Source organism: Streptomyces sp. NPDC006332 (assembly GCF_040612855.1).
GTDB lineage: Bacteria > Actinomycetota > Actinomycetes > Streptomycetales > Streptomycetaceae > Streptomyces.
The window spans coordinates 100112-120698 of record NZ_JBEXRA010000005.1; the positions used below are offsets into that span (position 1 = coordinate 100112).

Sequence of the window (20587 nt, forward strand, 5' to 3'; positions counted from 1 at the left end):
CCGCGCACGGGGGCTCCTCAGGCGCACTCCGAAGCGGAATCTTTGAATCTCCTTTGACCTTCCGTTGACGTCCGTTTTAATCCTCCGTGATCAGGTCGTGCCCTTACAGCGTCTATGAGAGCTGAATCACGGCATGCGGGGGTATCACTCAGGTAAGCCTCGGATAAGTTAGGTGAGCCTCACCAATCTTTGTGAGCCCCGTCACGTGATTTTTCAGCCAGGCACCGGGAGCCCGAATGCGCGCCGCCAGACTCTCCGTCGTCACCGCCACCGCCACCGTGGCGGCTCTGACCGCCGTCACGGGGTGCACCGAGAAAGGCAGTTCCGACAGCAAGGGTGACCGCGTGATCAACGTGACCGCCACCGACAGCAAGTGCGAGATCTCCAAGAAGGAGTTCCCGGCCGGGCACGTCGAACTCGCCATCGAGAACAAGGGCTCCAAGGTCACCGAGGTCTACGTCCTCTTCCCGGACGACAGGATCGTCACCGAGCGGGAGAACATCGGCCCCGGCACCAGGCAGAAGGTCACCGCCGAGGTGAAGGCCGGCGACTACCAGATCGCCTGCAAGCCCGGCATGAAGGGCAAGGGCATCCGCCAGGACGTCAAGGCCACCGGCGGCAAGGCCGTCCAGCGCGACCCCCGCCTGGACAAGGCCGTCGCCACCTACCGCACCTACGTGCAGGAACAGGCCGACGAGACCCTGCCCAAGGCCGAGGCGTTCGCCAAGGCGGTCAAGGACGGCGACCTGGCGGCCGCGAAGAAGGCCTACGCGCCCTCCCGGATCGGCTGGGAGCGCACCGAGCCGGTCGCGGAGTCCTTCGGCGACATCGACCCGAAGGTCGACGTCCGCGCGGACGGCCTGGAGGACGGCCAGAAGTGGACCGGCTGGCACCGCCTGGAGAAGTCCCTGTGGCAGGACAAGAAGATCACCGCCGCGGACAAGACCCTCGCCGACCAGCTGATCACCGACCTCACCGACTGGCAGAAGCGGGTCGGCAAGGCCGACATCACCCCGACCTCCATGGCCAACGGCGCCAAGGAACTCCTCGACGAGGTCGCCACCGGCAAGGTCACCGGCGAGGAGGAGCGCTACTCGCACACCGACCTCGTCGACTTCAAGGCCAACGTGGAGGGCGCCGAGAAGTCGTACGAGCTGCTGAAGCCGGTCGCCAAGGAGAACGACGCGCCGCTGGCCACCGAGCTGGACAAGCAGTTCGCCGCGTTGAACACGCTGCTCGACAAGTACCGCGCGGACAAGGCGTCGTACGACTTCACCTCGTACGACAAGGTCGGCGAGGCGGACCGCAAGAAGCTGTCGGACGCGGTGAACGCGCTCGCCGAGCCGCTGTCCAAGCTCGCCGCCGCCGTCGCGAAGTAGGGAAGCAGGAACAGTGGAGCAAGGGACGGACGACACCCAGGAGACCGCCGCGCCCTCCCGGCGCGCGCTGATCGGCTGGGGCGGTGCCGGGCTCGCGCTCGGCGCCGTCGCGGCCGGCGGCACGGTCGCGATGACCCGCACCGGCGAGTCCACCGACGACGCGGCCCCAGCCGGCGCCGAGACGGGCGCCGCGGTCGCCTTCCACGGCGCCCACCAGGCCGGCATCGCCACGCCCGTGCAGGACAGGCTGCACTTCGCCGCGTTCGACGTGACCACCGAGGACCGCGCCGAGTTCGTCCAGATGCTGAAGGACTGGACCGAGGCCGCGCGGAGGATGACCGCCGGGCACGCGGTCGGCGAGGGCGCGTACGGCGGGCTCGCCGAGGCCCCGCCGGACGACACCGGGGAGGCACTCGGGCTGAAGCCTTCGCGGCTGACCCTGACGGTCGGCTTCGGGCCCGGCCTGTTCGACAAGTTCGACCTCGGGGACCGACGGCCCGAGGCCCTGGTGGACCTGCCCAAGTTCGCCGGCGACAACCTCGACAAGAACCGCAGCGGCGGCGACCTGTGCGTCCAGGCCTGTGCGGACGACCCGCAGGTCGCCGTGCACGCGATCCGCAACCTGGCCCGGATCGGCTTCGGCAAGGTCGTCATCCGCTGGTCGCAGCTGGGCTTCGGCAAGACGTCCTCGACCACGCCGGACGCGCAGACCCCGCGCAACCTGATGGGGTTCAAGGACGGCACCCGCAACATCGCCGGAACCGAGAGCGACCGCCTGAAGAAGTTCGTGTGGGTGGACCCCGCCGACGGCCCGGAGTGGATGAACGGCGGCTCCTACCTCGTCGCCCGCCGTATCCGGATGCACATCGAGACCTGGGACCGCACCTCGCTGCAGGAGCAGGAGGACGTCTTCGGCCGCGACAAGGGCGAGGGCGCCCCGGTCGGCAAGGCCAAGGAGCGCGACAAACCGTTCCTGAAGGCGATGAAGCCCGACGCGCACGTCCGGCTCGCCCACCCCGACTCCAACCACGGGGCGACGATCCTGCGCCGCGGCTACTCGTTCACCGACGGCACGGACGGCCTGGGCCGGCTGGAGGCGGGGCTGTTCTTCCTCGCCTACCAGCGGGACGTCCGCGAGGGCTTCATCCGCATCCAGCGCAACCTGGCCACGGACGCGCTCAACGAGTACATCCAGCACGTGGGTTCGGCGCTGTTCGCCGTCCCGCCGGGCGTCCGCGACAAGGACGACTGGTGGGGCAGCACGCTGTTCTCCGAGGAGGCGTAGCCCGTGTTCTCCAACTATCTGATCGGTCTGCGCGAGGGGCTGGAAGCCAGCCTCGTCGTCTGCATCCTCATCGCGTACTTGGTCAAGACGGGCCGCAGGGACGCTCTCAAACCCATCTGGGCCGGTATCGCGGTCGCGATCGTGATCGCGCTCGGTTTCGGCTGCGCGCTGGAATTCGGCTCGCAGGAGCTGACGTTCGAGGCGCAGGAGGCGCTCGGCGGGTCCCTGTCGATCCTCGCGGTGGGCCTGGTGACGTGGATGGTGTTCTGGATGCGGCGTACCGCCCGGCACCTCAAGTCGGAGCTGCACGGCAAGCTGGACGCGGCCCTCGCGATGGGCACGGGCGCGTTGGTGGCCACCGCGTTCCTCGCGGTCGGCCGGGAGGGCCTGGAGACCGCGCTGTTCGTGTGGGCGTCGGTGCACGCGGCCAGCGACGGCACCCCGCGCCCGCTGATCGGCGTGGCCCTCGGTATCGCGACGGCGGTGTTCCTGGGCTGGCTGTTCTACCGGGGCGCGTTGCGCATCAACCTCGCCAAGTTCTTCACCTGGACCGGCGGCATGCTGGTCGTGGTGGCCGCGGGCGTGCTCGCGTACGGCTTCCACGACCTCCAGGAGGCGGACTGGTTGCCGGGCCTGAACGACAAGTCCTTCGACATCAGCGACACCATCCCGCCGGACAGTTGGTACGGCACCCTCCTCAAGGGCGTCTTCAACTTCCAGCCCGACCCGACGGTCCTCCAGGTCACGGTGTGGCTGCTGTACCTGATCCCGACGCTCGCGCTGTTCCTCGCCCCGGTAGGGTTCGCCTCCGGGAAGGGGAAGGTGAAGGAACCTGATGAGCAGGGATCGCGGCCCTCGAAGGCTCCGCAGGCTTGACCGGAGCGCACTGATAGCGGCCTCACTGACCGCTTTGTCGTTGACAGCGAGCGGTTGTGTGGTGGTCCACGGGGAACGGGAGGTACTTCCCGGGGCCACCGGCGCGGAGGCCGCCAAGGCTCTCCGTCAGTTCACAACCGCGTACAACGCTGCCGACAAGGCCTACGACAGTTCGCTGGACGCCGACCATGTCACCGGCGCCCTCTCCGACATCGACGAGGCCCGGTTGAAGGCCGGCGCGGCGAACCACCCGGGCGGCAACCCGACGCACACACCCCTGGAGCTCTCGGACGCCAAGTACACGATCCCGAAGAAGGCGGGCTGGCCGCGCTGGTTCGTCGCCGACGCGGCCGGCAACAAGGGCGGCAGCGCGCGCTGGCTGATCGTGTTCACCCGGGGCGGCCTGGACGAACCGTGGCAGGCGGCCTATCTGACGCTGGTCGCGCCGGACAAGGTGCCGAAGTTCAAGAAGGACGCGGACGGCTGGGCGGAGCCGGTGCCGGTGAACTCGGCCGAACTCGCCGTCCCCCCGGGCGACTTGAGCAAGGACTACACGACGTATCTGAAGAGCGGCGGGAAGTCCTTCGCGGCCGGTCCGCACACCGACCAGTGGCGTGCGCAGCGCGCGAAGAACACCAAGCGCCCCGGTCTCGCCACCCAGTACATCGACAAGCCGCTGAACAGTGGCGACTACGCCCCCCTCGCGCTGCGCACGGCCGACGGCGGGTCGTTGGTGTTCTTCGCCACGCAGCACTACGAGAAGCAGACGGCCGCGCCGAACGCCGCGGTGCCCGACCCGGGCCAGGACGTGCTGGCCCTGACGACCGGTGAGATCAAGCAGTCACTCACCATGGAGTTCGTCTCCAACGAGGTAGCCCTGGACCCGGCGAAGAGCTCGGGCGACCCACGGGTGTCCCTGCTGGGGCGAATCCAGGGCCTGACCTCGGCACAGGGGTCCTAGAGCGTACCCGCGATGCCCCCCCGCTCAACGACGAGAGGGCCAGGCCGCGTTCGCGTGGTCCGGCTCCTCGCCGATGTGCCGGGCGCAGGCATCGGTGAGGACTTCCAGGAGGGTCAGCGGGTCGGGCAGCGGGTGTTCGAGTCCGCGGACCCAGCTCACGGTCTGGTCGCCGGGGAGCCGGGCGGGCGGGACGAGCACGTAGGAGCCGCGGCAGTGCCAGCGCAGGCCCGGGTGTTCGTCCATCGTCTCGGGGTGGCAGTCCAGTTCGCAGGGCCACCACTCGTCCTCGTCCTCGGGGGTGCCGCGGGTGAGGGTGAAGAAGAGCAGCCGCCCGTCGTCGCTCTCGGCCACCGGGCCGACGTCGATACCGGCGTCGAGCAGCCGTTCCAGGGCCTCCGCACCGGCTTCCAGCGGCACGTCGAGGACGTCGTGCACCATGCCGGTCGCGGTGATGAAGTTGGCCTGCGGCTGGTTGCGGGCCCAACGCTCGATCTGCGCGCGGTCGGTGGTCGACTGGGTCTGCCAGGCGAACGACACCGGATGCCGGGCGGGGGTGGGACAGCCGACGCGGTCGCAGGAACAGCGGTAGCCGGGGGCGGGATACGCGGCGGGAGCCAGCGGCAGGCCCGCCTCGGCGGCGGCGAGCAGCAGGGCCTCACGGCCGCCCTCGTCCGCGGCGGCCTCCTTAGGGCGGCGTCCGCGCAGCCATTGGGAGAGTTTGCCCTGCCGGCCGGTGCCACCGAACTCCGCGCTCATCTATCCCCTCGCCTCGCTGTCGTGCGAAACAGCATGCCCTATGGTCCCACCATCCCGTGCCGTGGGGGGCCGGAGCCGACAAATGGGCCAGGTGGGACGAGGCGCGACGAAGGGTCAACTACGGGGCCCGCGGGGCCCGATGCCGTACAGCGCGTAGTCGACGAGGGTGTCGGTGTACTCGTAGGAGATCGGGCCCGTGTACTGGAGCCAGCGCTGGGCGAGGGGTGAGACCCAGAGTTCCAGGGCGATGCGCGGGTCGATCTCCTGGCGCACCTGACCGGCCTCCTGCGCGGCGCGCAGCCGGTCGACGTACAGCTGGAGCGACGGTTCGAGAAGCTTGGCCATCATGATCCGGCCGAGTTCCTCGTCGACGACCCCCTCGGCGGCCAGCGCACGGGAGGGGACCTCGAACCGGGGGTCCCTGAGCTGGTCGACGGTGAGCCGCAATACGGTCTTGAGGTCGGCGGCGAGGTCCCCGGTGTCCGGGATCGTGAACTGGCCCTCGGGCTCCGCCTCCCGCGCCGCCTGCTCGGAGAGATCGAGGAACGCCTCCAGCAGGACGTCGGCCTTCGACGTCCACCAGCGGTAGATCGTCTGTTTACCCACACCGGCGCGGGCGGCGATGCCCTCGATCGTCGTCCTGGGGTAGCCGACCTCTCCGACGAGGGCGAGGGCGGCGTCGTAGATCGCACGACGGGACCTCTCGCTGCGGCGGGTGGTGTCGGGAACGGGCTGGGCTGACTTCTTGACGGCCATGGGATCGAACTTATCACTTGACAAGACGCACCGTCTCGCCTGACAGTGGTGGACACATCGAGACGAGACGTCTCGTCACACACTGAAGAAAACCAGAAGGAGAAGACCCCATGACCCGTGGTGGATCAGGAAACATGCTCGGCGTCGGCGGCACCCGCAGCAACCTCGGCCGCAAGGCACTGAGGGGCGGCGGGCGCGGCCAACGAATCGGCGGCGGCCTCGACCCCCAAACCCAGAAACGGGAGTTGCTGCGCAGGCTCCAGCAAAAACGCCAGGAGGAAGAAGCTGGGCTGTGTCTCGCATTGCAGTAGGACAGGGGGACTTCGTCGATGCTCGTGGCCTCATGGCGTGGCATCCACCGGCCCCACCACCCCGCATTGCTGCTTCCTGTGATGGGAAGACGTTGAGGGGGGACGCCGGACGGCGCCCCCCCTCCCAGGTAGGCCTGCTGCGTGAGCCGCGTGCCGGTGCTGCCCGCTGTCGCTGCGGCAGCGACGTTCTGAGTGCGCATGCAGGCACGGCCCCCCTCCCTTCGCATTTGCCAGGAGCGCTTCGTGCCCGTGCTGCTTCCCCCTGCCCTTGAACTATCTCTCGACCTGCTGCGCTGCCCCACATGCCGCGCACGCCGCCTGCACCCCGACCGCGGCGCACTGCGCTGCCCTGCCGGCCACACCTTCGACATCGCCCGCCACGGCTACGCCAGCCTGCTGACGGGCACCCGTGCCACCAGCGGGGACGACGCGGCCATGGCCCAGGCCCGGGACCGATTCCTGTCCACACGCACGTACGCGCGCATCCGCAAAACCGCGGCCCGCCTGGTGGCCGATGCCGTACCCGAGCAGGCCACGGTCGTGGACGTGGGGTGCGGCACGGGCTACTACCTGGCCGGCGTGCTCGACCAGCTGCCCGGCGCCCGTGGTTTGGGTCTGGACACGTCGGTGCGTGCGCTGCGCTCGGCAGCCCGTGCCCACGAACGAGCCGCCGCGGCGTCGTGGGACGTTTTCCGTCCCTTCCCGCTGGCCGACGGGGCGTCCGATGTCGTTTTGGACGTGTTCGCCCCACGTAACCCGGCCGAGTTCCACCGAGTACTCCGGCCGACCGGCCGGTTGATCGTGGTCCGTCCTACCGGACGGCATCTGGCCGAGCTGCGTGGCCGGCTGCCGGCGATGGTCGCAATCGACCCGGCCAAGGAACAGCGCCTGCACCGGGCGCTGAATCCCTTTTTCGAGGCCGCCGTCACCGAACGGGTGGAGTACTCCGCGACCCTGGCCAGGCCGGATGCCCTGGACCTGGTGGCGATGACACCGAGCGCCCACCACTTGAGCCGTGCGGACCTGAACGATGAAGGCTTCCTGCCCGACCAAGTCACCGTCTCCGTGCTGGCCACCGCCTACCAGCCTCGGTGATCACGAGCGGGCGCATGCGCCCGCTGCCCGACAAGCAGTGGGCCACTGGAATCCCCGAAAGATCTTGCCCCGCGAAGCGTTCGGGGCCCTGGCGGACGGTGCGGAAGCACCATCGCAGGTGGGCGGCTGATCTCGCGATGCTCTATCGCTCTACGGACATGCCGGCCGCCGTAATCACCTGGCTACGCAGCCAACCAGACACCACCTAACGGTCCGCCGGAGGCCAGTCGTCGCCCCAGTCCGCGTCGCGAGCCGCCTTGTAGAGGTCGCCGTGGCGCTTGGTGACCGTGCGGCGACTCAGCCCCTCATCCGTCTCGCACAGGTCGAGCAGCACCTGCCCCTTGCGGATCTGGGGGCGCCGGACCACCCGGGAGGGAGCCGGCGCCACCGGGAAGCGGGCGGCGGCGACATAGGCGAACTTCTCGTCCTCGTAGGCGAGGGAGCCGCCCTTGACCTGGCGGTGCAGGGAGGAACGGCTGACCCGGGCGGAGAAGTGGCACCAGTCCTCGCCGGGGACGATCGGGCAGGCGGCGCTGTGCGGGCAGGGCGCGGCGACCCGGAACCCCGCGGCGACGAGTCGGTCACGCGCCTCGATCACACGGGCATAGCCGTCAGGGGTCCCCGGCTCCACGATCACCACGGCCTGCGCGGCGCCCGCGGCGGCGTCGACCAGGGCCGCCCGATCGGGTCCGGTGAGTTCGTTGAGGACGTAGGACACGGTGACCAGGTCGGCGTCCTCAAGGCTGAGCGCCGTTCCGATCCGCGAGCGCTGCCACCGGACGTTCCGCAACGCCGGGTTGGCGGCGGCGACCTCCCGGCCGAGAGCGAGTGCGGCTTCCGACCAGTCGATCACGGTGACGGGCCGCTCACCGTCCCAAGTAGCACTGACCGCCCACGTCGCCGCCCCCGTACCACCGCCGACGTCGACATGCCCGGCGGGAGCCCACTCAGGAACGGCCGCCGCGAACGCGCCCAGAGCCGACCGTACGGCCTCGAAGGTGGCCGGCATCCGATAGGCGGCGTACGCCGCGACATCCGCACGGTCACGCAGAATCGGGGCGTCAGTAGGGGTGCTGCCCCGATAGTTGGCGATCAGACGCTCCACCGCCGAGGCGGCCTGCCGCGCCGGAAGCCCGTCAAGCAGACCCCCAAGGGCACCACGCAGGTTCTCGGCCGAGGACACAGGAACGTTCACCCCACAATCCTATGGCCGCCGCACACCCCGTAGCCGCGCGACGGCTTCCCCACCGGCGGGCGGGGGACCCCACGGTCCACGCTCCCGCACCCGCGCACGGCGGCAAGGGGACGTGTCGGGGGGTGTCCGCCCGCAGCGGTTGGCGCGTCAACACCGTCAAGTTGGTAACCGACCGATTCCGCGCCGTTCCGAGGACGGACACCCCCCGACGCGGCCCCGACCCCACCACAAGCCGCAGGCGCAACGCGCAGAGGCCACCGCGGGCCCCCTACGCCCCCCGCACAGCCCGAGCCACCCGAGTCCCCGCCCCCGCCCGAGGCCCACTGTCCGCCCCCCGCCTCCTCGGATGAACCGTGTTGGCCAGCAGAACCAGAAACGTGTCCGTAGCCCGGTCCAGCACCAGCGAGGTCCCCGTGAAGCCGGTGTGCCCGGCCGCCCCCCGCCCCGCCAGTTCGCCCATGAACCACGGCTGATCCAGCGCGAAGCCCAGCCCCGGCGGAGTGAACATCAGCTCGACGAAGTCCGGCCCGAGGATGCGCGCGGGCCCGTAGGACCCGCCCGCAAGCAGAGCACGGCAGAACACCGCCAGATCCCGCCCGGTCGAGAACAGCCCCGCATGCCCAGCCACCCCACCCAACGCCCAGGCGTTCTCGTCGTGCACGACACCCCGCACCATCCCCCGGTCGACCTTGGCCCAGGGCCGCCGCTGATCCTCCGTGGCCGCCGCGTCCGGACAGGGCCCGAACCGGGTCGCCGTCATGCCCAGCGGGCGGGTGATGCCGTGATGGACGAGGTCGTCGAGAGTACGGCCGGTGACACGTTCGAGGACGTGCTGCAGAAGAAGCGGATTCAAGTCGGAGTAAACGTAAGTACCGGGCACCCCCACAGGGGCCTCCGCACGCAGCAGCGCCAACCGTTCCTCGGCGTCCACGCAGTCGTACAACGGAAGTTCCGGACGCAGTCCAGAAGTGTGGGTGAGCAGTTCCCGCACGGTCACACCGTGTTCCGCGGCGCCCCGGAACTCCGGCAGGAACGCCCCGACCCGCGCATCCATCCCCAGCGTGCCCCGCTCGATCTGCTGGACGGCCGCGACAGCGGTGAACAGCTTGGTAAGAGAGGCCAGATCGAAGGGCGTGTCAACGCCCACCGGCACGCGGTCGTCCGGCGGCAGTTCCACGCCGGCGTCCGCCTCTGGATCGTAGGACGCGTAGCGAACGGCCCACCCCGCCGCCTCCTCCACGGCGATCACCGGCCCACGCCCGACGACCAGCACGGCACCCGGCGCCCAGGGACGCTCCCCGGCCGTGAGCGCGTGGAACTCCACGACGAGCCGCCGAAGTTCCCCCGGATCGAGCCCGGCCCGCTCCGGTGTGTCGTGGCGCAGTCTCGGTGCGCTCAGCTCTCTGCCCCCTCCACGGTCGCCCGGCCCTTCCGGGGACGGCACATTCCCACGAAGCAGGCCAGGGCCACCACCGCACCGGCCAGTTGGACGACGGCCATCGGAACCGCGGTGTGCTCCCCGGCGACCCCGACGAGCGGCGAGGCGATCGCGCCGACCAAAAAGGACGACGTACCGAGCAGCGCGGAGGCGGACCCCGCGGCGTGCCGGACACGCATGAGGGCGAGCGCCTGGGTGTTGGGCATGGTGATACCCATCGCCGACATCAGCACGAACAGCGCGCAAGCCATCGGCGCGAGTCCGACCTCACCGAAGACACCCACGGACATCAGCAGCAGCGCCGTCGCCGCGGTGGTGACGATCGCGAGGCCCACGGCCAGGACCCGGTCCAGGCTCACCCGCCCGACCAGCACCTTCCCGTTGATCTGACCGGCGATCACCAGACCGACCGAGTTGATCCCGAACAGCAGGCTGAACGTCTGCGGGGAGGCGCCGTAGATCTCCTGGATCACGAACGGCGAGGCCGAGATGTAGGCGAAGAGCGCGGCGAAGGTGAAGCCGCCGGTGAGCATGTAGCCGGAGAAGCGACGGTCGGCGAGCAGGGTGCGCATCGAGCGCAGCGCCTCACCGACCCCGCCGGAATGGCGATCGGCGGGTGCCAGCGTCTCGGGGAGCTTCGCCCACACGAGCCCCGCCAGCAGCGCGCCGACCACCGTCAGCACCATGAACACGCCCCGCCAGTCCGTGACCCGCAGGATCTGCCCGCCGATGAGCGGCGCGACGATCGGGGCGACCCCGGAGATCAGCATGAGGGTGGAGAAGAAGCGGGCCATGGCCGTGCCGTCGTAGAGGTCACGGACGACGGCCCGCGCGATGACTATCCCGGCCGCCCCGGCGAGGCCCTGTGCCAGCCGGAAGGCGACCAGGGTCTCGACCGTGGGCGCCAGGGCGCACAGGGCGGTGGCGACGACGTAGACGGCGAGGCCGATGAGCAGGGGGCGTCGGCGGCCCCACCTGTCGCTCATCGGCCCGACCACCAGCTGACCGAGGGCCATGCCGGCGAGGCAGGCGGTGAGGGTGAGCTGGACGGTCGCGGCGGGGGCGTGCAGGGACTGGGTGACCTCCGGGAGGGAAGGGAGGTACATGTCCATCGCCAGCGGGGGCGTCGCCGTGAGACCACCGAGGATCAGGGTCACCAGCAGGCCGGTGCGGCGCAACGCGCGGGTGGCCGGTTCCGTCGCCGGCACCGCCGCCCGCGCCACGTCCGGAGTCGAGGTCGGCGACGGCAGCGACGGTACCGATGGCGGCTGCGTCGCGGATGTCTCTGATGCCGGTGATGTCGATGCCCACTGCTCGGGCATGTGCCCCTCCCTTTCCAAGTGATCCGCCACCTATGCTCTCAGCTCGTACAGAGTGCCGAGGGTCACGTGAGCGAGGGTGGGGCCGGATGACGGAGCAGAGCGTGCGCTGGGGGATCCTGGCGACGGGCGGAATCGCGGCGTCGTTCACCGCGGGCCTGGTGGACCTGCCGGACGCGGAGGTCGTGGCGGTGGCCTCGCGGACCGAGGAGTCGGCGAAGGCGTTCGCGGAGCGTTTCGGGATACCGCGGGCCTACGGCGGCTGGGAGGACCTCGCGCACGACGAGGACGTCGACGTCGTGTACGTCGCCACCCCGCACTCGGCGCACCGGGCGGCCGCCGGCCTGTGTCTGGAGGCCGGGCGCAACGTGCTGTGCGAGAAGGCGTTCACGCTGAACGCGCGGGAGGCCGAGGAACTGGTCGCGCTGGCGAAGGAGCGCGGGAGCTTCCTGATGGAGGCCATGTGGATGTACTGCAACCCGCTGATCCGGCGTCTGGCCGGCCTGGTGCGGGACGGCGCCGTCGGCGAAGTACGCAGTGTGCACGCCGACTTCGGCCTGGCGGGGCCCTTCCCGCCCGCGCACCGGCTGCGCGACCCGGCGCAGGGCGGCGGCGCGCTGCTCGACCTCGGGGTGTACCCGGTGTCGTTCGCCCAGCTGCTGCTCGGTGAGCCGGCGGACGTCTCGGCGCGGGCGCAGCTGTCCGACGAGGGCGTCGACCTCCAGACGGCCGCGCTGCTGTCCTGGGAGAGCGGCGCGCTCGCCTCGGTGCACTGCTCCCTCGTCGGCGGTACGGCCACCACCGCCTCGGTCACCGGCTCGCAGGGCCGCATCGACATCCCGTACGGCTTCTTCCACACCGACCGCTTCGTACTGCACCGCGACGGCCGCGAACCGGAGGAGTTCACCACCGGCCCGGCGGACCGGGGCAGCCTCAAGCACGAGGCGGTGGAGGTGATGCGGGCCCTGCGCGCGGGCGAGACCGAGTCGCCGCTGGTGCCGCTCGACGGCACCCTCGCGGTGATGCGGACCCTGGACGCGATCCGGGACCGGGTCGGCGTCCGCTACCCGAGCGAGACCGGCGAGGCGGAACTCACCCCGGCCTGATCCTTCCCGGACCCGCCCCGCACTACGCTGCCGCCCCATGAACGCGATGCGAACGGGCAAGGAAGCGAAGGTCGCGGTGGTGACCGGCGCGGGTTCCGGCATCGGCCGCGCGGTCGCCGTGGAACTGCTGGCCGCGGGCTGGTCGGTGGCGCTGGCGGGCCGTCGGCCTCAGACCCTGGAGGAGACAGCGGGGCTGGCACTTGCGGCACCCGAGGGCTCCACGGGTGCCTCGATCCCCGTGCGGACGGACGTGTCGCGACCGGAGGAGGTGGCCGCGCTGTTCGCCGCCACCGTGGAACGCTTCGGGCGGGTGGACCTGCTGTTCAACAACGCGGGGACGTTCGGCCCGGGCGGGGTGCCGGTCGAGGAGCTGGCGTACGACGCCTGGCGGCACGTGGTGGACACCAACCTGAACGGGGCGTTCCTGTGCGCGCAGGCCGCCTTCCGGCAGATGAAGGAGCAGGACCCGCAGGGCGGCCGGATCATCAACAACGGGTCGATCTCGGCGCACACGCCCCGGCCGCACTCGGTGGCCTACACCGCGACCAAGCACGCGCTGACCGGCCTGACCAAGTCGCTGTCCCTGGACGGTCGGCCATACCACATCGCGGTCGGGCAGATCGACATCGGCAACGCGGCCACCGACATGACCGCGCGGATGCCGACCGGGGCCCTCCAGGCGAACGGGGAGGTCGTGCCCGAGCCGGTGATGGACGTGGCCGACGTGGCGCGCACGGTGCGGCACATGGCCGAGCTGCCGCTGGAGGCGAATGTGCAGTTCGCGACGGTGATGGCGACGGCGATGCCGTACGTGGGACGCGGCTGAGCCACCCGCGCGGATGGTCACGGGCTCAACTTTTACAAATCTAATTGAACTTTCCACACCCATTCAGGCCAGTCATGCGCCTATGCTCTACACGTCCTCCACGAGAGCTTCACACTTGGAGGAGGCGGCTTCCGCTGCCTGCTCCCGAGGGGGGAGGCGGCAGCCGTTCCACCGAACCGGGTGGGGGTGGACCTCGCGTGGGACCGCGGGGTGCGCACCGGTGCGGAGGAACGGCTGCCGCTTTCAATCGGCTCTGCGGTGTTTCTCACTCTGCGGTGTTTCTCACTCTTCGGCGTTTCTCAGCGCCCGATGATCCGCTCGACCTCGGCCAGCTGCTCCGCGGTGAGTGGCCCCTTCGCCAGCGCGCCAGCGTTCTGCTCGGCCTGCGCGACCGAACGGAAGCCGGGAATCGGTACCGTGCGGGGGCTGCGCGCCCACAGCCAGGCGAGGGAGCCCTGCGCGAGCGTACGGCCGTCGCTGGTGAGGATCTCCCGGAGCGCGTCGACGCGGGCGAGCCAGTCGGGGGCCGCGCCGGAGCCCTCGTCGAACCCCTGGAGCCAGGCCGGCGGCCGGCTGCGGATGTCCCCGGCCTCCAGCGCGCCCTGGCGTTTCCCGGCCAGCAGCCCCATGGCGAGCGGACTGCGGTTGATGCTCGCCAGGTTCGCCTCCTCGCACAGGGCGATCATCTCGGGCGCGTCCTGCAACACGTTCATCGTGTGCTGTACGGCCGTGCAGTGCTCGCCCTCCGCGAAGACCGCCGCCCGGGTCGGATCGTCGGTGCTCCAGGCGTACGCCCTGATCAGTCCTTCGCGTACGAACTCCTCGCAGGCCTCGCGCAGTCGGGCCGCCTGGTCGGGGTCGGCGTCGGAGATGTGCAGCTGGTAGAGGTCCACGTGGTCGGTGCCGAGGCGGGTGAGCGACGCGGTGAGGGCGCTGCGCGCGTGGTCGCTGGAGTCGTCCTGCCCGACCCGGGTTTTGGTGCGCTCGTCGAAGAGGTTGCCCCACTTGGTGGCGAGGACCACGTCGTCCCGGCGCTTGCCGAGGGCTCGGCCGAGGACGCGTTCGCTGTGGCCGGCGCCGTAGGTGTCCGCCGTGTCGAAGAAGGTGACGCCCAGGTCGAGGGCGCGCCGGACCGCCCGCACCGACTCCTCGTCGTCGACCTTGCCCCAGCCCAGCGGCTGTCCGTCCGGCGACTGCCATTCGCCGCCGATCGCCCAGCAGCCGAAGCCGAGGGCGCTGACCTCGAGGCCGCTGCGTCCCAGCGTCCTGCTGGCCCGGGCGATCCCGTCGGAATGAGTGGTTCCGTTGGAATTGATGGTTCCGTTGGTCTCCATGTCCCGGCACGCTAGAAGTTCGAGCGCACACCAACGCAACCCCCGCGTCGCGGGTTTTCTTCAGGCCTGCCCTGTTTCGAAGCGGGAGATCCTGCCGTCGTCCGCCACCGTGAACTGCCACTTGGTGCGCATCTCGCCCCAGGTGTCGTTGCGGTAGCGGGCGAGGATGGCGCGACCGCCCCGGGACTCGTTGTCGACCTCCAGGTGGCCGTGGGAGGAGAAGATCTCCCGGTCGGTCCACTCGTCGAGGTCGCGGTCGAGACCGTCGTCCGCCATGGTCGCCCCAGGGGCGAGAAGCGCCTGGAAGGCGTCGCGGTCATGGGCGTTGACGGCGGCGACGAAGGCCCGGACGGCCGGGTCCCTCAGTCTGGCGGTCTGAATCGTCATGCCAGTCAGCCTCACACCGCTCCCCCGACCCCGCCACCCGAACGGCAGCCCGGGCCCGCCGGACAGGTGTGAGGGTGGGACGTTGGACACCCTTCGACAAGTACCGGCGGTGGGTGAGGGCCGCTGTCGCCGCCGCCCGCCCCCGTGGCAAGCTGCCCGCATGACTGATCAGGCCGATCCGCCGGACGTCCCGGCGGACCTGTGGTCCACCATCGACGACCTGTACGCCTGGCTCGACGCCAACCGCCGGGTCGACGGCCAGGCGGAGCTGCTGCTGCGCGTGCTGAAGCTGTCGGAGGAGGTCGGCGAGGTCTCCGAGGCGGTAATCGGCGCGCTCGGCCAGAACCCCCGTAAGGGCGTCTCGCACACCTGGGAGGACGTCCAGGGCGAGCTGTGCGACGTGGTGATCACCGCCTTGGTGGCCCTGCGCACGCTCACCCCGGACACCCGTGACGTTCTCACCCGGCACGTGGCCCGGGTGCGGGAACGCTCGCTGGGGTCCGCGTCCGCAGTCTGAGGATGGTGCCCTCGCCGTTGGCGGACAGCAGCAAGCGGCTGGGGCGCACCGCCGGGGCGCTCATTCGGCACCGGCCAGTACGTCGTCTATGCCGCCGTCCCGGCGCCAGCGGGCCAGCAGTTCGTGGAAGACGACCGGGCCGTCGCCGAACTGCTCGCTGCACTCCCGGCCCTCATTGTTGTATTGACATGCTCCTCGGGCTGAAGCCCGAGGATTCTGGCCGTCCCCACCCGAACCGGTGCCGCTACGCGGCACAGACACGGGTGGGGGTTCCATGGCTTCCTGTTTCTTCGCGCTGTGCCAGAACTGGTTCTGGTCTTACCGGCGCTCCGCAGGCCGATGCCGCCAGTCCGGCGGCCTGTTTGACGTTGATCGCGGCGTTGTGGTCCCGGTCGTGGAGGGTGCCGCAGGCGCGGCAGGTCCACTCCCTTACGTGCAGGGGTTTGGGCCCGTCCCGGTGGCCGCAGGTGGAGCACACCTGACTGGTGGGCTCGAACCGGCCGATCTTGACGAACGTCCGCCCGTACCGCTGCGCCTTGTACTGAAGCATGGTCACGAACTGTGACCAGCCCGCGTCGTGCACGCTCTTGGCCAACCTTGTGCGCGCCAGTCCCGAGACCGCGAGATCCTCCACCGCGACCGCTTGGTTCTCGCGGATCAACTGGGTGGAGAGTTGGTTGTGGAACTCCTTGCGCGCATCGGCCACGGCCGCGTGAGCACGGGCGACCTTCACGCGGGCCTTGGCCCGGTTCTTCGATCCCTTCTGTTTGCGGGACAGCTCCCGCTGGGCTTTCTTCAGCTTCTTTTCCGCGCGGCGCAGAAACCGTGGGGAGTCGATCTTCGTGCCGTCGGAGAGGACCGCGAAGTGTGTGAGCCCCAGGTCGATGCCGACGGCGCTGCCCGGCTCCGGCTCGTTCCAGCGCGCCCGGTCCGTTTCGGAGTCGGTGTCGATGACGAACGAGGCGAAGTACCGTCCCGCCGAGTCCAGGATCACCGTCACACTGGACGGCACGGCGGGCAGGACCCGCGACCACGTGACCCTCACGTCACCGATCTTCGGCAGGGACAGCCGCCCGCCCTCGGTGATCTTCCAGCGGGCGTTGGCGGTGAACCGGATCGACTGCCGGGTGTCCTTACGCGACTTGAAACGCGGCGCACCCACCCGCTTGCCCTTGCGCTCCCCTTTGAGGGAGGCGAAGAAATTCTTGTAGGCGCCCTCCACATCCCGCAAAGACTGCTGCAGCACCACCGAGGAGACCTCACCAAGCCAGCAGCGCTCTACCGTGTGCCGGGCCTGGGTGATCAGCCGTTTCGACAGCTCGGCCGCGTTCGGGAACGGCAGGCCCCCGGTGCGGGCGTGCTCCCGGGCCCGTACCGCGTCGTTGAACACCACCCGTGCACACCCGAACGCCCTGGCCAACGCGGCCCGTTGACCGGGCTCCGGGTACAGACGGAAGGCATACCGAAGCTGCATTCGGTGATCGTACGAACACACACCACTCGATGTCGCCGGGAACACCCGTTCCCCGTCTCACTCCTATGACCGCAGTGTGTCCGGCTCCGCCCAAGCGACACCGCGACGCTCCGCGCCGCGGTCACGAGTAAGCGTAATTTTCACCGTGTTCGGCCGGATCGGCTCGTTCGAATCCTGCGAACCTTGCGACTCCCGCGGCCCCCTCGGCTCGGTCAAGCCGGTGTCCAGCGGGCGTTGCCAGACTCGGGGCGGCGCGGCGGCTGCGGATGCCGTCGGCGATCCGGAGTGATGCTGATGTTTCCGTCACCCGACACGGAGACCGAAGCCGAGACGCCGACGCGGGTGGCCAGGCGCTGGCCGCTCACCGTGCTGCGGACCTGCACCTGTGTGCTGCTGTTGCTCACACTGGCGCAGCCCGTACTGGCCGGCCTGTTCATCACCGGCGACACCGACCTGCTGGACGTGCACGCGCTCAACGCCACCCTCATCTCCGTCATGAGCTGGCTCACGGTCGGCGCCGCCGTGACGCTGTGGCGCCCGGGCGGCGGCCCCGCGTGGCCGATCGGGCTGACGCTGCTTGTCGCTTCCCTGGTCGAGGCGCAGGGCGGGTTCGGCTACGCCCGGCAGCTGTCCCTGCACATCCCGCTGGGCGTCGCGCTGGTCGCTGGGCTGACCGCGCAGACGTACTGGGTGTTCGCCCACCGGCCGGGCGGCCGTACGGAGAACGGGAGTCGATGACCATGCGGCCGAGCCGACGGACCCTGTTGAAGGCGGCCACCGCCACCGGGCTGGCCGCGGCGGGCCTCGGCACCGCGGGGTGCGGGGCACTCACCCGCGAGGTGTCGGGGGAGCAACTGTCGAGCCGGGCGCGGCTGCCCGCCCCCTTCCGGGTGCCGCTTCCCGTGCCGGTGACGGCGACCCCCACCCGGGGGCCGGACGGCGGCGACCACTACGAACTGGTGCAGCGTGCGGCCCGGGTGGAGATCCTGCCGGGTCTGCGGACCGAGGTGTGGGGCTACGACGGCCGGTTCCCCGGGACCACCCTGGTGGGCCGGTCGGGGCGTACGACGACGGTACGGGTGCGCAATGAGCTTCCCGTGCCGACCTCCACCCATCTGCACGGCGGAGTGCAGGCCCCGGAATCGGACGGCTCCCCACTGGACCTCGTCCTCCCGAAGGGGTACGGCTCCGGCGCGGGCGCTTCGGCGCACGACGGGCATGGGACGCACGGAGCGCACGGGGCGCATGGCTCCATGGGGGCGCACGGTTCTCAGGGGGAGCATGCCGGGCAGATGCGGACCCGGCCGGGCGACTGGACGTACACGTCGGGAGCCAAGACGTACACGTATCCGCTGGAGCAGCCGGCCACGACGCTCTGGTACCACGACCACCGGATGGACTTCAGCGCGCCGCAGGTGTGGCGCGGGCTGGCCGGTCTGTTCCTGGTGCACGACGACGTGGAGGACGCGCTGCCACTCCCCCGGGGCGAGAAGGACATCCCGTTGATGATCTGCGACCGGGCCTTCGAGGAGGACGGCGCGCTGCGCTACCCGTCCCTGGATCCCTCGCTCACCGGTGAACCGGGCGTCGAGGACGCGTACATGGAGGGGGTGACGGGGGATGTGGTGCTCGTCAACGGGGCGCCCTGGCCGGAGTTGGAGGTCTCCGGCACCCGGTACCGGTTCCGGATCCTCAACACCTCCAACGCCCGCCGCTACCGGCTCGCTCTGGAGCCCGGTCCGCGCGAGGGCGGCGCGTTCACGCAAGTGGGCAGTGACGCGGGGCTGTTACGGCGTCCGGTCACGCACGACACGCTGCCGGTGGCGCCCGGGGAGCGCTTCGACGTGGTCGTCGACTTCGCCGCGTATCCGGTCGGCTCGACCGTCACCCTGGTCAACACCCTGGGGGCGGGAGGCACGCGTTCGGTGATGCGGTTCCGGATCGTCCGCCGGGAGCGGGACACCAGCCGGGTTCCCGAGCGGCTCGCCGGCGTGCCGGTGGCGCGGGCCGAACGGGCGGTGGCCGAACGGCGGTTCGACTTCCGGCTCACGTCCGGGAGCGGCGGGGAGCTGTGGACGATCAATGGCCGGCCCTTCGACAGCGGGCGGGTGCTCGCGCGGCCCCGGCTGGGCACCGTCGAGCGGTGGCGGTTCAGCAGTGACTTCCACCATCCGGTCCATGTGCACCTGGCGCACTTCCTGGTGGTCGCCCGGGGCGGCGGGCCGCCGCTGCCGACCGACGCGGGGTGGAAGGACACGGTGGACGTGCGGCCGTACGAAGTGGTGGACGTACTGGTGCGGTTCCGCGGGCACCGGGGGCGGTACATGCTCCACTGCCACAATCTGGAGCACGAGGACATGGCGATGATGGCGAACTTCGAGGTCGTCTGAGCTCCGGCGGGGTGCCGGTACGTAGCGGCGGCCGCGGAACGACGACGGAGCGACGGCTCGTGGCGAAGTCCGGGTGGGGCCGGACCTCCCACGGCCGTCGGCTCACGCGGCGAACATGTCCAGCACCCTGCGGCCCGGCCCGCGCTGCGGGTGGTCGAGCAGCAGGTCCCCGCCGAGGATGGCCCGCTGGAGCCGCTGGAGCCGGGGCGAGGGGTCCAGGCCCAGGTCCTCCACCAGGCGGTGGCGCAGCTTGGTGAAGGTCGCCAGCGCCTCGGAGGGGCGGCCGGAGCGGTAGAGGGCGATCATGTGCTGGGCGTGCAGACCCTCGTGGAGCGGCTGACGTGCCGTCAGCACAATGAGCTCGGTGAGGAGTTCGGCATGCCGACCCAGGTACAGCTCGGCGTCGATACGGCGCTCCAGCACCCCGAGCCGGCTCTCCTCCAGGCGCACCCGCTCGATCTCCAGCAGGGCGCCGCAGCGGATGTCCGCGAGTGCCGGGCCCCGCCACAGGTCGAGCGCCTCGGTGTACACCTTGACCGCGGCCTCGTCCTCGCCGGTGTCGAAGAGGCGCTGCCCCTCGGCCGCGAGGCGGTCGTACTCCAGTACGTCCACGCAGCCGGTGGGCACGATGAGGCAGTACCCGCCGTGCCGGTAGACCAGGATCTCCTTGGCGTTGCAGCGTCCGCGGACCGAGGCGTCGATCAGGCGGCGCAGCCGCAGGATGTAGGTCTGGAGAGTGGTGGAACCGGTCCGCGGAGGGTTGTAGCCCCAGAGCTCCTCCATGAGCATCGACACCGGCACCACTCGGTTGGAGTGCAGCGCCAACAGGGCCAGGATCTGGCGCATCTTGGCTGCTGACGGTAGGACCGGGGCGCCGTCCTTGTCCGCGTTGAGCGGCCCCAGCAGGGTGATATCCATCTGGTCCCCAGGTGGCTAGGAAGGGACGTACGAGCGCCCTCGGCCCCCGTACTTTGCGTAGTACATCGACAGTCCCATGGGCCGGGCCTCGGCCGACAGTGCAGGCGTCCCCGGTCCGCGGTGACCCGGTCAGGGGGCCGACTATGAAGGATTCACGGGTAGTTGGGCAGAGAGGACGGGCGAGTCGGCCCGGATGTCGTGACCGTTCGAATACCATGCGTGCGGGTACGTGCGCGGCATCACGGCCGTCGGACGGGGGAGGTC

General features: G+C 70.4%; 21 protein-coding genes. 11 read left to right on the top strand and 10 right to left on the bottom strand.

The window, feature by feature from the left end; genetic code table 11:
- Positions 1–236 precede the first annotated feature (236 nt).
- The 4 genes from efeO to ABZ027_RS06825 are packed head-to-tail and all read left to right on the top strand — an operon-like array spanning position 237 to position 4501.
- Positions 237–1379, top strand: a complete 1143-nt coding sequence (gene efeO, locus ABZ027_RS06810) for an iron uptake system protein EfeO (RefSeq protein ID WP_356765095.1) — start codon at positions 237–239, stop codon at positions 1377–1379.
- 13 nt (positions 1380–1392) lie between these two features.
- A complete protein-coding gene (gene efeB, locus ABZ027_RS06815) occupies positions 1393–2664 on the top strand; it encodes an iron uptake transporter deferrochelatase/peroxidase subunit (RefSeq protein ID WP_356765097.1) in 1272 nt (423 codons plus the stop codon).
- 3 nt (positions 2665–2667) lie between these two features.
- Entirely contained in the window at positions 2668–3540 is an 873-nt protein-coding gene (gene efeU, locus ABZ027_RS06820) for an iron uptake transporter permease EfeU (protein WP_356765099.1), read from the top strand.
- Positions 3500–4501, top strand: a complete 1002-nt coding sequence (locus tag ABZ027_RS06825; protein ID WP_356765101.1) for a hypothetical protein — start codon at positions 3500–3502, stop codon at positions 4499–4501. Before efeU ends, ABZ027_RS06825 begins: the two co-directional genes overlap by 41 nt.
- Before the next feature lie 24 nt (positions 4502–4525).
- Here the strand turns inward: ABZ027_RS06825 and ABZ027_RS06830 are convergent, their stop codons facing one another.
- Both ABZ027_RS06830 and ABZ027_RS06835 read right to left on the bottom strand, forming a co-directional pair.
- Entirely contained in the window at positions 4526–5257 is a 732-nt protein-coding gene (locus ABZ027_RS06830; protein WP_356765103.1) for a bifunctional DNA primase/polymerase, read from the bottom strand.
- A 114-nt stretch (positions 5258–5371) separates the two neighbouring features.
- Positions 5372–6013, bottom strand: coding sequence for a TetR/AcrR family transcriptional regulator (locus ABZ027_RS06835; RefSeq protein ID WP_356765105.1), 642 nt, complete (start codon positions 6011–6013; stop codon positions 5372–5374).
- Between the two features lie 110 nt (positions 6014–6123).
- On the opposite strand from ABZ027_RS06835, the gene ABZ027_RS06840 reads away from it, so the two are divergent.
- Positions 6124–6324, top strand: a complete 201-nt coding sequence (locus ABZ027_RS06840; RefSeq protein WP_356765107.1) for a DUF6243 family protein — start codon at positions 6124–6126, stop codon at positions 6322–6324.
- 243 nt (positions 6325–6567) lie between these two features.
- Positions 6568–7419 (top strand): methyltransferase, encoded by an 852-nt coding sequence (locus tag ABZ027_RS06845; RefSeq protein ID WP_356765109.1) that lies wholly within the window; start codon positions 6568–6570, stop codon positions 7417–7419.
- 205 nt (positions 7420–7624) lie between these two features.
- Here the strand turns inward: ABZ027_RS06845 and ABZ027_RS06850 are convergent, their stop codons facing one another.
- The 3 genes from ABZ027_RS06850 to ABZ027_RS06860 form a co-directional block, all read right to left on the bottom strand.
- Complete coding sequence (locus ABZ027_RS06850) at positions 7625–8614, bottom strand: small ribosomal subunit Rsm22 family protein (protein WP_356765111.1); 990 nt, start codon at positions 8612–8614, stop codon at positions 7625–7627.
- A gap of 268 nt (positions 8615–8882) precedes the next feature.
- Positions 8883–10058, bottom strand: a complete 1176-nt coding sequence (locus tag ABZ027_RS06855; protein WP_356765113.1) for a serine hydrolase domain-containing protein — start codon at positions 10056–10058, stop codon at positions 8883–8885.
- Positions 10010–11374, bottom strand: a complete 1365-nt coding sequence (locus ABZ027_RS06860; RefSeq protein WP_356765115.1) for a multidrug effflux MFS transporter — start codon at positions 11372–11374, stop codon at positions 10010–10012. The genes ABZ027_RS06855 and ABZ027_RS06860 overlap by 49 nt, the downstream gene beginning before the upstream one ends.
- A gap of 86 nt (positions 11375–11460) precedes the next feature.
- Between ABZ027_RS06860 and ABZ027_RS06865 the strand changes: the two genes are divergently transcribed.
- The gene (locus ABZ027_RS06865) at positions 11461–12477 is read left to right on the top strand and encodes a Gfo/Idh/MocA family oxidoreductase (RefSeq protein ID WP_356765117.1); all 1017 of its coding nucleotides are present in this window, start codon (positions 11461–11463) and stop codon (positions 12475–12477) included.
- 37 nt (positions 12478–12514) lie between these two features.
- Entirely contained in the window at positions 12515–13303 is a 789-nt protein-coding gene (locus ABZ027_RS06870) for an SDR family oxidoreductase (protein WP_356765119.1), read from the top strand.
- Between the two features lie 299 nt (positions 13304–13602).
- On the opposite strand, the gene ABZ027_RS06875 is transcribed toward ABZ027_RS06870, so the two are convergent.
- Both ABZ027_RS06875 and ABZ027_RS06880 read right to left on the bottom strand, forming a co-directional pair.
- Complete coding sequence (locus tag ABZ027_RS06875) at positions 13603–14637, bottom strand: aldo/keto reductase (protein ID WP_356765121.1); 1035 nt, start codon at positions 14635–14637, stop codon at positions 13603–13605.
- Positions 14638–14697: 60 nt separating this feature from the next.
- Positions 14698–15024, bottom strand: coding sequence for a nuclear transport factor 2 family protein (locus tag ABZ027_RS06880; RefSeq protein ID WP_356765123.1), 327 nt, complete (start codon positions 15022–15024; stop codon positions 14698–14700).
- Between the two features lie 160 nt (positions 15025–15184).
- Here ABZ027_RS06880 and ABZ027_RS06885 point away from each other — a divergent pair, with 160 nt between their 5' ends.
- A complete protein-coding gene (locus tag ABZ027_RS06885) occupies positions 15185–15541 on the top strand; it encodes a MazG-like family protein (protein ID WP_356765125.1) in 357 nt (118 codons plus the stop codon).
- A gap of 60 nt (positions 15542–15601) precedes the next feature.
- Here the strand turns inward: ABZ027_RS06885 and ABZ027_RS06890 are convergent, their stop codons facing one another.
- A complete protein-coding gene (locus tag ABZ027_RS06890) occupies positions 15602–15802 on the bottom strand; it encodes a hypothetical protein (protein ID WP_356765386.1) in 201 nt (66 codons plus the stop codon).
- Positions 15786–17015 carry an RNA-guided endonuclease TnpB family protein gene (locus tag ABZ027_RS06895; protein WP_356765127.1) on the bottom strand — a complete coding sequence of 410 codons (1230 nt, stop codon included), beginning with the start codon at positions 17013–17015 and terminating at the stop codon, positions 15786–15788. Before ABZ027_RS06895 ends, ABZ027_RS06890 begins: the two co-directional genes overlap by 17 nt.
- Before the next feature lie 294 nt (positions 17016–17309).
- Between ABZ027_RS06895 and ABZ027_RS06900 the strand changes: the two genes are divergently transcribed.
- On the top strand, positions 17310–17753 hold the full coding sequence (locus tag ABZ027_RS06900) for a hypothetical protein (RefSeq protein ID WP_356765129.1): 444 nt from the start codon (positions 17310–17312) through the stop codon (positions 17751–17753).
- Complete coding sequence (locus ABZ027_RS06905; RefSeq protein ID WP_356765131.1) at positions 17750–19405, top strand: multicopper oxidase domain-containing protein; 1656 nt, start codon at positions 17750–17752, stop codon at positions 19403–19405. The genes ABZ027_RS06900 and ABZ027_RS06905 overlap by 4 nt, the downstream gene beginning before the upstream one ends.
- A gap of 102 nt (positions 19406–19507) precedes the next feature.
- On the opposite strand, the gene ABZ027_RS06910 is transcribed toward ABZ027_RS06905, so the two are convergent.
- The gene (locus ABZ027_RS06910) at positions 19508–20323 is read right to left on the bottom strand and encodes an AfsR/SARP family transcriptional regulator (protein ID WP_356765133.1); all 816 of its coding nucleotides are present in this window, start codon (positions 20321–20323) and stop codon (positions 19508–19510) included.
- Positions 20324–20587 lie beyond the last annotated feature (264 nt).